Source organism: Paenibacillus typhae, from assembly GCF_900099765.1.
Lineage (GTDB): Bacteria > Bacillota > Bacilli > Paenibacillales > Paenibacillaceae > Paenibacillus_AQ > Paenibacillus_AQ typhae.
On sequence record NZ_FNDX01000010.1, the window covers coordinates 40,006 to 53,965 of the forward strand.

A 13,960-nucleotide genomic window follows, 5' to 3' on the forward strand; every position below is an offset into this window, starting at 1 on the left:
GCTCGCGATCATCATTTCGAGTGTAAATACTCCGTGGAGGGGACGCTATGAAAGCAGCAGATGTCCGCCACATTCTGGATACTATCGGGGACTTGTTTCCTGATGCGCATTGTGAGCTGAACCACAAGAATGCCTTCGAGCTAACGATTGCTGTTTTGTTATCAGCCCAATGTACGGACGCAACAGTAAACAAAGTGACTGTGGACCTCTTTCAAAAGTATCAAACTCCGCTGGACTACGTTTCCGTTCCCCTGGAGGAGCTGGAAAATGACATCCGGCGCATTGGATTATTCCGCAACAAAGCCAAGCATATTCAGAATCTGTGTTCAATTCTGATTGAGCGGTACGGCGGGGAAGTGCCGCAGGCTCATGATCAGCTGGTTACCTTACCTGGTGTAGGACGTAAGACAGCCAATGTTGTGGTGTCCAATGCATTTGGAGTGCCGGCTATCGCGGTAGATACACATGTTGAGCGTGTGGCCAAGCGGCTGGCGCTTGCCGGCTGGGATGATTCCGTGCTGGAAGTGGAGAAGAAGCTAATGAAGGCGGTGCCCCGTGAGGAATGGACGCTCACGCATCACCGGCTGATTTTTTTCGGCCGCTATCACTGCAAGGCACAGAATCCGGCATGCCCCGTGTGTCCGCTGCTCGACGTATGCCGGGAAGGTAAGAAACGTATGAAAACCGCAGCAATCAGGAAAACTAAGACTGAGGCGGGAGCAACAAAGAAGTTAGAGATGAAGAAGAGGATGGGATAGAGATGAAGTGCATTTCTGTGTATACCGATAATTTTGAGACTTTTTCCGATATTTTCGACCGTGTAGTAGAAAGTCCGCTTGAAGAAAATGAAGAGCAGGAAGTGGAAGGCATCACGATCAGCCATTCCGGAGATGTGCCGGAACACTATCTGGAGCGTATGTCCCAGAAGCCCGAGGTTGTTGTTATGAAGGACAAGTCCCGTGGCTTGACTATTCTCCAGCACGGTAAAGTATTCGAAATTCTGCTTCCGGTTCTGGAAACAGCTTAATATTCATTTGCAACAAGAGCCGGCCCGCAGGGGCCGGTTTTTTAATATACCCTGACACCAGAAAGTGGGGTCCAGATCAATATGGAAGATAAATCTGCAGCTGTATCAAAGTCCGACCAAGTGGAATCCTTAACATCAATGAAATCAACCGTTCGAAAGCTCGAAAGCGCCTTAAGCCAAATGACCGAAAGCGGCGCAAATACAAATCTGGTAAAGAAACGGCTCCACGCTGTCAGTGCGGGCTTAGCGGTGCTTGAAAATGCCTGGGAGCAAAAGCCCCATTCATATACCCCTGAAGATTTGGCAGAGGCCAGCAAAGTTCTTCAGGGCTTAATCCCGTCCGTTGAGAACAGTTACGCCAAGTCAAAAGCCGGCAGTCCGCAAAGAACGCTCCTGGAAAGAAGACTGGTGGCGCTACATCAGGCCGTTCAGGCGATAGAGGATTCCTCCGCAACTCAGGCAGCTGACTCTGATTAAGGCTATATGAGTGAAGTGTGCACATTTAAACAGCAGTGGAAGGATGCATAAGTGTATTTTGCGGAGCTTAAAGCTCATTAATGTTAAGCTCCCCCAATAAACTTTGGAGTGAGTGATTGTACTTTGTGCAATAGAATTCTTACTGAACGATATGGAAAACCTATTCTATTGCATTTTGTACAATTGATTATCGGGAAATGAGGTAAAAGCGCCTAAAATCGGAGAATCTAATGTACAGAATACAATAGATTCTTTTTTTCAGCTTGATTTACCGTTATCTATTGTACAAAGTACAATAGAAAGTAAAAAGTACTGTAGAAGCACCTTCTCTCTCAACTTACCAACTTACCGATGCTATATAGCTTGCGGGTTTGCTTTTTCAGACTATAAACCCGAACCGTGCATAATACTCCAAAAACCAGCCTTGAGCTGACAGCATGCATAACTTCCTCTTACCCGCCTCTTAGGTCAACTCCAAATTCATCCTTTTAAATACATATTAATTTGCTTAGCTCTGTTTTTCTAATGAAAAGTTCTTCTTGGCTGACAGCTGTGCAGTATACCTGTGCCGGGTCATCAGCAATCTCCGTTCAATTTCAGCGGCAAGGATTTGTTCTCTCGTTTTGTAAGGGATTATAGCTGATTTTGTAAAACGTGATGATTTGATTTGTGACAGACAGGTGATAAAATGTAGTTAATCTGCGACCGATTAAATTTAAAATAATATGTTTTGAAGTATTTCCTTGATGCAATCCATCAGCAATTCAGTCAACCATGCATGAATCCGGGTAATTGGAAGCGGTTATTTACAATTAATGGACATATCCTTACTGAAGTACATAGTTATATAGCTGGGAAATTTTAAGGAAACGGCGGAGGTGGGCACTTGTGCGGGCAGAACAGACGAAGCTGGAACAGAACCAGAATCAGAATCAGGTAAAGGACTCATCATTATCCTCATTTAAAGAGCTGATGGATCAGTGGGGGGAAGCTGAAACAGCCAGGGTCATTGCGGATTTGCAGAGTAAAGAGCAGAAGGATGAGCTGACGCTTGCTTTTTGCGGGCATTTCTCTGCCGGAAAGTCCAGTATGATCAACAAGCTTTGCGGCAGTAACGTACTGCCTTCAGGTCCCGTTCCGACCAGTGCCAATATCGTGTCGATCCGCTGCGGGGAGCCGCGTGTTAAGCTGTATCCCGTGCCGGTCCAGAAGGAGATTCCGGTAATTCCCTGGGAGACTTCACCGGACCAGCTCCAGGAATACTGCCGCAGCGGCGGTGAATACTCTGCCATTGAGGTGTGGGAACAGGTTCCGATCCTGGGGGCACACGGCGTGCTGATGGACACTCCGGGAGTTGACTCTACCGATGACGGCCATCAGGCGGCGACCCGCTCGGCGCTGCATTTGGCCGATGTGGTCTTCTATGTAATGGATTACAATCATGTGCAGTCCGAAAATAATCTCGCATTTGCCAAAAATCTCAGTGACTGGGGAAAACCGCTGTATCTTATTGTCAATCAGATCGACAAACACCGCCAGCAGGAAATTACAATCACAGAATACCGGCAGCAATTGGAAAGCGCTTTCGATGCCTGGGGCATTCAATCGGCCGGACTCTTGTTCACCTCCCTGAAGGTGGAGGAGCATCCGCTGAACCAGTGGGAGGAGCTGCTGAAGCTGATAGCCGCACTGGTAGACCGGCGTGAGGAGCTGCTGCAATACAGCCTGTCCCGGTCAGCCCATCATATTGCTGAAACGCTTGTAACCGCTTATGCGGAAGAACAGAGTGAGCAGCGGGAACAGCTGAAGGAGGAAACGCAAGGGGCGGATGAAGCGGATGCGCAGGCTGCGCTTAAGGCATTGGCCGGGGAGCAGGAAGCACTTGCCGGCCTGCCGGAAGAGTCGCGGCATCATCTGCGGAGCAAGCTGGATACCCTGCTGGGTAACCTCAATCTGATGCCCGCGGATGTCCGGGAGGCGGCTGGTGCTTATGTGGAGAGCCTTGCTCCCGGATTCCGGCGCGGGCTCCTGTTCACTGCCGGCAAGCGGGAGAAGGAGCAGGAGAAGCGGCTTGCCGCCTGGCATAGCCTGCAGAGCCGGGAAATCTCCGGCCAGCTGGACTGGCACCTTCTGCAGGCGGTGCGTGAATGGGCCGAAGGCCTGGAGGTCTGGGAGGACGGGGCAGAGACCCGGCTGAAGGAGAGCTTCCCGGCGGTGAGCCGCGAGTGGCTCGCGGGACAGGTGAAGCCGGGAACGGCCGGCAGCGGCGAGGCGCTGCTTAACTTCTGCCGCGCCCTGGCGGCAGAGATCAAGGCGCAGTACCGCCGCGCTGCTCTGGCGGCCGGCGATGAGCTGCTGGCGAAGCTGCCGCCGCTCATCGCTGAGCGGCAGCGCGCGCTTGCGCGCCGCGAAGCCGCCCTGCTGCGCCGGGCGGACGCCGCAGCTAGGCTCGCGGCGCTTGACCGCGCGGCGGACGCCCGCGCGGCAGCCCTTTCGGCGCTGCTGCCGCAGCGCCGCGCCCTCACCCCCGGTGCCCTGCCGGGGGTAAGGGCAACCGCGAACGCGGCCGTGCCGGAGGCGGCGCCGCGTGAAGCACAGCCGCAGCGCCGCGCCGCGGCTGGCCCTTCCACCGCCCCGGACTGGGCGGCGGCGGGCTCGCCGGCGGGCGGGCGCCGCCGGCTGGGCAAGGCCGCAGCGGTGCTGGACGCTGCGGCGGAGCTGCTGCGCGGCGAGCCGGCGATGGCCTCGGCGGCGCGCAGCCTGGCGGCGCGGGCCCAGACCATCGCGGCCGGCCGCTTTACGCTGGCGCTGTTCGGAGCGTTCAGCGCCGGCAAGTCCTCCTTCGCCAACGCCCTGCTGGGCGAAGATGTGCTGCCGGTGTCTCCGCATCCCGCCACAGCCGCCGTCGGGCGCATTCTTGCGCCGGAGGGTGAGTACCGGCACGGGGATGCCCTCATTACAATGAAGTCGCAGCAGGAATTCTGGGACGATATTGTCCATTCGTTTCATGTGCTGCAGCTGCCGGTGCCCCAGCGGGAGACCTGGATCTCCGTCGCGGCGAACCTGCAGGCCGGCGGCCTGCATCCGTCGGCGCTGCCGCATATCGGCTTCCTGCGGGCCGCAGCGGCAGGCTGGCAGAAGGCGGAAGCGCTGCTCGGTACGGTGCGGACAGTGGACCTGCAGGAATACCGCAGTCTGGTCGCAGACGAGACACAAGCATGCTTCATCCAGGAGACGGATCTGTACTATGACTGCCCGCTTACCGCAAGCGGCATCGTGCTGGTCGATACGCCCGGGGCGGATTCCCTGCACGCCCGCCATACCGGGGTAACCTTCGGCTATATGAAGAATGCCGATGCCATCTGCTTCGTGACCTATTACAATCACGCCTTCTCCAAGGCGGACCGGGGGCTGCTGGCCCAGCTCGGCAGAATTAAGGACAGCTTCGCCCTGGATAAAATGTTCTTTATCATTAATGCCTCCGACCTGGCCGGCAGCAGGGAGGAGCTGGAGGAGGTCAAGGCCCATGTGGCCGGCAACCTGCGCGCCGGCGGCCTGACCAAGCCGCGGATTTATGCTTTATCCAGCCTGCTGGCCCTGGAAGGCAAAACAGGACTCGACCGGAAGCGGTATGAAGCGTCCCGTTTCAGCAGCTTTGAGGACGCGCTGGCCCGGTTCGCCGGCGGGGAGCTGCCGCAGCTGTCGCTGCACGCAGCCAGGGACAGCATAGCTTCAGTCCGGCAGCAGGCAGAGGAATGGCGGGAGCTGGCAGCTGCCGAGGCAGGCAGACGGGAAGCAGGGCTGCAGGAGCTGCAGGCCCGTAAAGAAGCAGCCGGCAGGCGGCTTGCGCTGCTGGCGGCGGAAGAACGGCCGGCCCGTGATCTGCAGCGTGAAGGTGAGGAGCTGATCTACCATGTCGGCCAGCGGATCACCTTCGCGCTGGGACGGTTCTTTCAGGAATCCTTTCATCCTTCCCTGCTCCGTGAGGATGCGCGTAATTTAAAAGAGATCTTTACTGCCTGCGGGCGGGAGCTGGAGCGAACACTGCAGCGGGAGCTGGAACAGGAATTATGGGCCACCACCTTGCGGCTGGAGGCAGCCGGCAGGCGGCTTGCCGGCCAGGCTGCCCTGGCAGCGGCGGAAGAGCTGGCTTTATCCGGCCGGGAGCTGCTGGAGAACGGGCAGGTGAGCTGGGCTGCGCCGGAGAAGCTGGAGGCCCGGCTGAGCCCGCTGGACTGGCCGGCCTTCTGGAGCCGGTTTAAGTCACCGCGCCATTTCTTTGAAGGCCCGGGCCGTTCAGAGCTGCGTGCGGAAGCGGAGCCGCTGCTCAAAGAGGCTGTCACCAAGGCCGCTGAAGCGGAACAGAAGCTGCTGCTCGACTTCTACGCCGATGCCCTGAATACGGCATTAGGCTGTGCCGCATCCAGTCTGCAGGAAGCTTTGCAGGAACGGGAGGAAGCGATGTCTGAGCTGCTGAAAGGGGGTGATTCGGCGGAGCACTGGAGTGGAATTGCCGCACAGCTGCACCGGCTGGAACAGTCTTTCGGAGAACTTCTCAACAACGATCTGTGAAGTTTGTAGGAAAATGTCGAAGAACACTTGCAAATTAACCGCTGATGGAAGAAAATAAAGAAGCCTGGAAATTTACAATGAAACTGCTGTCTGTTTACAGAAACCTTGAAAATCAGCAGTTAAATTTGCGAAAGAGGTTGGAATCGACAATGTGGGGAGCTCCCTTTTCAGCCCAAAGCCGTAAGCTGCTGCTCCTGGGCAGCGGAGAATTGGGCAAGGAAGTCATTATCGAAGCTCAGCGCCTTGGCGTAGAGACCGTAGCAGTAGACCGTTATCCGGATGCCCCTGCGATGGGCGTTGCTCATCGTTCTTATGTCATTGATATGCTCGACGCAGAGGCACTCCAAGCATTGATCCGTAAGGAGAAGCCCGACCTTATTGTGCCGGAGATTGAAGCCATTGCCACTCATGCACTGCTGGAGCTGGAGGCGGAAGGCTTTAATGTCGTCCCTACAGCCCGTGCAGCCCGGCTGACGATGGACCGTGAAGGCATCCGCCGGCTGGCAGCCGAGGAGCTTGGCCTGCCGACCGCGCCATACCGGTTCGCAGACAGTCTGGAGGAGCTGCACGCAGCGCTTAAAGAGCTTGGCACACCTTGTGTGATTAAGCCGATCATGAGCTCGTCCGGCAAAGGGCAGAGCATCTGCAGACAGTCTGAGGATGCCGAGAGCAGCTGGAATATTGCACTTGAAGGCGCCCGTGCCAAAGGGACACGAGTCATCGTCGAAGGGTTCGTTACGTTTGAGAGTGAATTTACCCTGCTGACGGTCCGGACGGTAAGCGGCACTGTATTCTGCCCGCCTATCGGCCATATCCAGAAGGACGGGGATTATGTTGAGTCCTGGCAGCCGCATCAGATGAGCACTGAGCAGCTGGCGGAGGCACAGTCCATTGCCCTTGCAGTTACCGATCAGCTTGGCGGACTGGGTATTTTTGGAGTTGAGCTGTTTCTGACAGAGCAGGGAGTATTGTTCAGCGAAGTATCGCCAAGACCGCATGATACCGGCATGGTTACAATGATTACACAGGATTTATCGGAATTTGCTCTGCATGTCAGAGCCATTCTTGGATTTCCGCTGGACTCGGTGACGTTAATGACACCGGGGGCATCGGCTACCCTGAAGGCGGAGGCTGAAGGACAAGCCTTCACAATCTCCGGCATCGGTGAGGCGCTGGCACTGCCGCGCACACAGGTAAGGGTATTCGGCAAACCTGAAATCCGTCCTGGACGGCGGATGGCAGTAGCCTTAAGTGCGGCGGAAGATGTGAATATCGCGCGGACGGCAGCTAATAGGGCGGCGTCTATGCTAAAAGTGGAGGTATATGAGGATGAACAGTAGTACTCAGGAGCAGGTACTGCAAATTCGCAAATGGGGTGCAAGTGATCTGGAGAGAGTTACAGCCCTTTTGCGTGAATTCGGCTATCCGACAACGCTTAGCGTGATGAAAGAGAGAATGGAAGGCATGGAGCATGATCCGTTCCATTGCACAATGGTTGCTGAGCTGGACAATGAAGTTGTGGGAATGATTGATCTTCATCAGGTTAAATCCTATTACAAGCAGGCAGACTGCATTACGGAAATTACCGCGCTGATCGTATCAGAGGAGCTCAGAGGACATGGCCTTGGCAAAAGACTGGTCGCTGCAGCTGAAGAATGGGCCCGCCAGAAAGGCTGCTGCCAGCTGTTCCTGCGAAGCGGCAACCGTGTAGAGCGCGCACCGGCGCACGCTTTTTACCGTCATATCGGATTCGAGAAAAGCGCAGGCTACCGCTTCAGCAAAGCCCTGCTGTAAATCTTATACGTGCAATCATCCCCATCCCGGAGCTAACGGGATGGTTTTTTTTATTCCTGGGCCTGTTACGTTATGTACATATCTTAACCCGTACTTCCAGCATTACTCCGGCAGATTCCGATCCCCGCGAAAAATTCTTCATGTTGACCCTTGCCAAAATGGCGGACTAATATTATAGTGAAATGCCATCTATATTTGCAGACTTATTTGTTATAAACAGAAACAGAGGGCAGTGAAACAGCCGGGGGCTTTTTTTACCGTTAGAGACATCCGGACAGCCCTGGACTCACTTCTGCTATTCCATAGAAACATATTATTAATTCAAAGAGGGATGAAGCATGTATAAACTGATTCTTGCCGAAGACGAAGAAGATGTGCGGGAAGGGATAATTGCCCAGATTGACTGGGCGCAATACGGCTTTGAAGTGGTGGACCAGGCGGAGAACGGGCGTGAAGCGGCAGACGCCATTGACCGGCTGCTGCCGGATGTGGTCGTAACGGATATCCAGATGCCGTTCATGAACGGGCTCCAGCTGGCCGAATGGATCCGCAGCCGCCATCCCAATACAAAGATCATCATCCTGACCGGTTATGATGAGTTTGAGTACGCCCAGAAAGCGATCAAGCTGCAGATTGACGAATACATTTTGAAACCGTTCTCATCACAGGAGCTGATAGATGTACTTCTTAAGGTAAGGGCTGTTATTGAAGCGGAGATTGCCGAAAAGGAGAACGTGTATGTACTGACCGAGCATTACCGCAAAAGCCTGCCGGTGCTCCGGGAGCAGTTCCTCTCCTCGCTGGTGTCCCGCCGTCTGCCGCTGAAGGAGATCAGCGACAAAAGCACGGAATACAGCATAGACCTTGCCGGCAGGCAATTTCAGGCTTCGGTCATTAGCATTGACTATATCCATACCGGAGAAGATCAGGGGACGGGGGTAAGCAGACATGTGTCGCTCCGCGATACCGGGGATCATAACCTGCAGCTGTTCGCCATCCTGAATATTGCCGAGGAAATATGCCAGAAGCATGGCTTCGGCAAAGTATTCATTCACCGTGATGATGTCGTGCTGCTGTCTGTCAGTCAAGCGGCAGAAGAAGCGGAGATTACCGGCAATACGTTGACAGTTCTTGAGGAAATCCGCCAGAACGTGCAGCGCTTTCTCAAGCTGACGGTGACTGCCGGGGCCGGAACCGTCTGCCAGTCGGCGGGTATGCTGTTCAATTCCTTTGCTGATGCGATGCAGGCACTGGATTACCGGCTCATTCTGGGAAACAATAGAGTCATATGGATCGAGGATGTCGAGTCCAGGTCCAATCAGCTGCTGGCGTTTGATGAACTGACCCAGCAGTCCCTGATCCGTACGATCAAGCTGGGCACGGTGCAGGAGCTGAAGGAAGTTGTGGACGAGCTGTTCGGCGGGCTGGATACTGCGCATGTGTCCACACAGGATTATCAGATTTTTCTGCTGGAAATAATAACGTCCATCCTTCGTGTAGCTAAAGAGTCAGGCACGGAGGCTGCGGATTTCATTGGTTCCGGCATTTCCACGCTGTCCGAAATCAATAAATTCAATAATATGGGCGAAGCGAAGCAGTGGATTATCAGTATCTGCACCAGGCTGATGGACACGATTGCTTCTGAACGCCAGTCCAGCTATAAGCAGCTGATTGATCAGGCCAAGGATTACATCCGCAGCCACTATGAGGAGTCCGACATCTCCATCGGCCGGGTCTGCCAGCATCTGCATATCAGCACAGGTTATTTCAGCAGTATTTTTAAAAAAGAGATGAAGATGACCTTTGTCAGCTATCTGCTGCAGATCCGCCTGGAGGCGGCCAAGGAGCTGCTCCGTTCCACAGAGCTGAAGGCGTTTGAAATAGCGGAGAAGATAGGCTTCTCCGACCCGAATTATTTCAGCTTCTGTTTCCGCAAAAAATACGGGCAGTCGCCCAAAGAGTATAAGAACAGCGCCCGGGGAGGATAAGAGATGAACAAAAGCAAGGGGGATTTCTTCCCGCTGCGTCCGCAGACCGGCCAGCGCGGCCGGATGCGCCTCTCTGCCAAGCTGCGGAGCATCCAGCTGATTATTACCCTCTCCTTTACGGCAGTGGCTGTTCTTGTAGCAGTCATTGTCGCTTTTATGCTGTACAACAAATTTGCCAAAACCGCGGAGGAGAACGCCAACCTGAATATGCAGCAGATTATTGAACAGGTGAATTACAACCTGGAGCTGTATGTGAAGGGAATGAGCAATATTTTTGATACGGCGGAGAAGCAGATTACATCAAGTGCTTCCATAGACTCGCCGCTGCTTTATGAACGGATGGATACGTTAATGAGCAGCCGCGAGGATCTGGTTTCAGTGGCTGTTTTTACCCCTCAGGGGGAGTATGTCGTCGGTACACCTGGACAAAGCATGCGGCTGAATACGCAGCTGCAAAGCCAGAGCTGGTTCACCAGCGCCCAGAAAACGCCGGACATCTCCTACTCTGCGCCGCATATCCAGAATTTGTTCAAGGGAAAATACACCTGGGTCGTGTCGATCAGCAAAATGATCCAGTACAAGCAGGACGGGGAACTGAAGTCAGGCATTCTGCTGATTGATTTTAACTTCCGGACGATTGATCAGCTCAGCCGCCAGGTCAAGCTCGGCAAGCGCGGATATGCTTATATTCTCGACCCGCTGGGCAATATCGTCTATCATCCGCAGCAGCAGCTGATTTACGCCGGCCTGAAATATGAGAATGTGGAGCCGGTGCTTGAGTATGCTTACCGCAGCTACCTCGATGAGTCAACCGGGGAGAAGCGGTTTATTACCGTCCGGACGGTGAAAGAGACGGGCTGGAAAATCGTCGGCGTCGCCTATTACGATGAGATTGTAACGACCAAACGCGATCTGAACCAGTTCCTGATCTGGTTTCTGGCCGCAGTGATCCTGTGTGTTATCGCGGTGTCCGTCCTCCTCTCCTGGCTGATTGCCAGCCCCATCCGCAAGCTGGAGCGGACAGTCAAGCAGGTGGGCGACGGGGATCTTCATACCCCGATCAATGTGAGCGGCGCTTATGAGGTAGAGCAGCTGTCCAGGCGCTTCAACCTGATGCTGCAGCGGATCCGTCAGCTGATGGACCAGATCATCTACGAGCAGGAAACGAAACGTAAGGGTGAGCTGGAGGTGCTGCAGTCGCAGATTAATCCTCATTTTCTGTACAATACGCTGAATTCTGTCGTCCGTCTGGCCGAGCGCGGTAAAAATGATGAGGTCATCACGATGATCCAGTCGCTCTCGAAGTTTTTCCGGATCAGTCTCAGTAAAGGAAACAACATCATTACCATTCAGGAGGAGCTCGATCATATCCGCCATTATCTGGTGATCCAGAGCTTCCGCTTTAAGAATAAATTCCGGTTCGAAATCAGGGCGCAGGAGGAGGTATTGCCGCTTCAGACGATTAAGCTGATTCTGCAGCCGATTGTAGAGAACGCGTTATATCACGGCATTGAAATGTCGCCCGATGAGGGGCTGGTGCTGATTACTGCGGAGCTGCAGGATGATCTGATTATTATCAAAATCAGTGATAACGGGATAGGCATGTCCAGAGAGACGCTGAATACGATCCTGAGCGGCGGCGGAAAAAGCGGCAGCGGCTCCGGTGTCGGGGTACGCAATGTCAACGAAAGAATCGGACTCTATTACGGGCGCGAATTCGGGCTTGCTTTTGAAAGTGAGCTGGAAGAGGGGACAACGGTAACGATTGTTTTTCCGGCGGTTAGCAGCAGTTCAAACTCAGAGAGTATAGAGGGGGAGGAGCCTTTATGAAGATCATACGTCTAATGCTGACGCTGCTGATGTGCGGGCTGGTCTGGTTATCGGTTACCTCCTGCTTTAATACGTCACCTGTCTATATCAATACCAAAAACACACGCAATATCCATATGATCGTCAAGATGAACAAGGGTGATTACTGGAATACGGTTAAGCTTGGCGCAGAAGCAGCTGCGAAGGAGTTCAATGTCAATCTGACGTTCAAAGCGCCGGATTCCGAGAGCATGATTGATGAGCAGGTTGCCATGGTGGAGGATTCGATCAGCCAGCACGCAGATGCGATTATACTGGCGGCCAGCAGCTATATGGGACTCGCTCAGGTTGTTGATCAGGCAGCTTATTCAAAAATCCCGGTTATATCAGTTGATGCCGAGGTCGGCTCTGCCAAGGTACGGTCGTATGTCGGCTCCAACGGCTATGAGGCCGGCCAGAAATCTGCTGAACGCCTGATTACGCTGCTGAACGGTACAGGTGAGATCGGTATTCTTAATTTTACCAGTGCGTCCCTTAACGGTGAGCATGAGAGCGGCTCGATTGATTACGGTGCACGGGATGCGGATGAGCGGGAAAAGGGTTTTTTGAACTATGCCGCCCGTTATCCGAACATTCATGTGGTGCAGATTTCATATACCACCTCGAGTACTGCCGAAGCTGAGGACTTGACCCGGCAAATGCTGAAGAACCATCCGGGGCTGCGGGGGATCGCTACACTTAACGAGACAGCCTCGCAGGGAGCGGGCAAGGTGATACAGAGCATGGGACTTGATAATATTATCAGAATGGTCGCCTTTGACAGCTCTCCCTCCATGCTGGAGCTGCTGCAGAACGGCACCGTTCAGGCGACTGTCATCCAGAATCCGTTCAGCAACGGCTATCTGGCAGTGAAATATGCGGTGGAAGCGGTGCAGGGGATGGATGTGCCGGAGCGTGTGGATACCGGGACGAAGCTGATTGATCTGGACAATATGCTGTATCCGGAGAATCAGAAGCTGCTGTTTCCGTTCGTAAAATAGGATTCTTATGATATTAGAATTTTTATAAAAGACAGTAGTATTTTATATTCGCAACCGTTTTCATGTGGGGCATAATAAGGATGTGCCTGAGACACGGACACACTAATAAAGAAACATCACCAGGAGGTCATTAAATTATGAAAAAACTCACTTCCGTTTTACTTGCTAGTGCATTACTGGGTGCAGCTCTGGCAGGCTGCGGCGGCAATAACAACAACTCTGCTGATACAGCTGCAACAAATGCTCCGGCCGGCAACGCGGCAGCGGACACAGGGAATTCCGGCAGCGGTGAAACACCTAAAGTCGGTGTTGCGATTTACAAATTTGATGATACCTTCATGACCGGCGTTCGTAACGCAATCGATGCAGCAGCTAAAGGCATTGCAACCGTAGACATCGTAGACAGCCAAAACTCGCAGCCGACCCAGAATGACAAGGTTGACCTGTTCGTTACCAAAAAATATGACGGTATGCTGATCAACCCGGTTGACCGCACGGCTGCCGGCGTTATCATTGACAAAGCTAAAGCGGCTGACATTCCGGTAGTCTTCCTGAACCGCGAACCGCTTCCTGAAGATATGAAGAAATGGGATAAAGTCTACTACGTAGGTGCAAAAGCAGAAGAATCCGGCACCATGTCCGGCCAGCTGATCGTTGACTACTGGAAGGCACATCCTGAAGCTGACAAAAACGGCGACGGCGTACTCCAGTATGTAATGCTCAAAGGCGAACCGGGACACCAGGATGCCGAGCTGCGCACGACTTACTCCATCCAGGCTATCGAAGATGCCGGCATCAAGGTTGAAAAGCTGGCTGAAGATACTGCAATGTGGGACCGCGTAAAAGGACAGGAAAAAATGGCTGCCTTCCTTGGTTCCCATGGCGACAAGATCGAAGCTGTTCTGGCTAACAACGATGACATGGCACTGGGCGCAATTGAAGCTCTGAAGGCGCAGGGCTACTTCACTGGCGACAAATACATGCCGGTAGTAGGTGTTGACGCTACAGCACCAGCTGTTCAGGCTCTGCAGGACGGAACCATGCTCGGAACCGTATTGAACGATGCGAACAACCAGGGTAAAGCGGCAATCACAGTTGCAGCACTGCTGGCTAAAGGTGAAACTCCAACTAAAGACAACGTTGGCTTTGATATCACTGACAACCAATATGTATGGATCTCCTACAAAAAGATTACCAAAGACAACGTAGCTGACGCTCAATAAGAGCTTCTGTCATTAACAGAACAATCAGAT

The 13,960-nt window shown here is 53.6% G+C and carries 10 protein-coding genes; all 10 read left to right on the forward strand.

The features are described 5' to 3' along the window. The first annotated feature begins 47 nt into the window (after nucleotides 1-47). The 10 genes from nth (at nucleotide 48) to BLR64_RS11150 (ending at nucleotide 13,930) form a co-directional block, all read left to right on the forward strand. Nucleotides 48-758, forward strand: coding sequence for an endonuclease III (nth, locus tag BLR64_RS11105; protein ID WP_090714190.1), 711 nt, complete (start codon nucleotides 48-50; stop codon nucleotides 756-758). 2 nt (nucleotides 759-760) lie between these two features. After that, nucleotides 761-1,027, forward strand: coding sequence for a hypothetical protein (locus tag BLR64_RS11110; protein WP_042178089.1), 267 nt, complete (start codon nucleotides 761-763; stop codon nucleotides 1,025-1,027). 81 nt (nucleotides 1,028-1,108) lie between these two features. Beyond that, entirely contained in the window at nucleotides 1,109-1,504 is a 396-nt protein-coding gene (locus tag BLR64_RS11115) for a hypothetical protein (RefSeq protein ID WP_090714191.1), read from the forward strand. A gap of 888 nt (nucleotides 1,505-2,392) precedes the next feature. Then, the gene (locus BLR64_RS11120) at nucleotides 2,393-6,076 is read left to right on the forward strand and encodes a dynamin family protein (protein ID WP_090714192.1); all 3,684 of its coding nucleotides are present in this window, start codon (nucleotides 2,393-2,395) and stop codon (nucleotides 6,074-6,076) included. Nucleotides 6,077-6,225: 149 nt separating this feature from the next. Continuing rightward, nucleotides 6,226-7,416, forward strand: a complete 1,191-nt coding sequence (gene purT, locus BLR64_RS11125; RefSeq protein ID WP_090714351.1) for a formate-dependent phosphoribosylglycinamide formyltransferase — start codon at nucleotides 6,226-6,228, stop codon at nucleotides 7,414-7,416. Continuing rightward, nucleotides 7,406-7,870: a GNAT family N-acetyltransferase gene (locus BLR64_RS11130; protein WP_090714193.1), complete on the forward strand. Its 465-nt coding sequence runs from the start codon at nucleotides 7,406-7,408 to the stop codon at nucleotides 7,868-7,870. The genes purT and BLR64_RS11130 overlap by 11 nt, the downstream gene beginning before the upstream one ends. Before the next feature lie 338 nt (nucleotides 7,871-8,208). Further along, entirely contained in the window at nucleotides 8,209-9,858 is a 1,650-nt protein-coding gene (locus BLR64_RS11135) for a response regulator (protein ID WP_090714194.1), read from the forward strand. A 3-nt stretch (nucleotides 9,859-9,861) separates the two neighbouring features. After that, on the forward strand, nucleotides 9,862-11,688 hold the full coding sequence (locus BLR64_RS11140; RefSeq protein ID WP_341833380.1) for a sensor histidine kinase: 1,827 nt from the start codon (nucleotides 9,862-9,864) through the stop codon (nucleotides 11,686-11,688). Continuing rightward, nucleotides 11,685-12,707: a substrate-binding domain-containing protein gene (locus tag BLR64_RS11145; protein WP_090714195.1), complete on the forward strand. Its 1,023-nt coding sequence runs from the start codon at nucleotides 11,685-11,687 to the stop codon at nucleotides 12,705-12,707. The genes BLR64_RS11140 and BLR64_RS11145 overlap by 4 nt, the downstream gene beginning before the upstream one ends. 137 nt (nucleotides 12,708-12,844) lie before the next feature. After that, nucleotides 12,845-13,930: a galactose ABC transporter substrate-binding protein gene (locus tag BLR64_RS11150; protein WP_090714196.1), complete on the forward strand. Its 1,086-nt coding sequence runs from the start codon at nucleotides 12,845-12,847 to the stop codon at nucleotides 13,928-13,930. Nucleotides 13,931-13,960 lie beyond the last annotated feature (30 nt).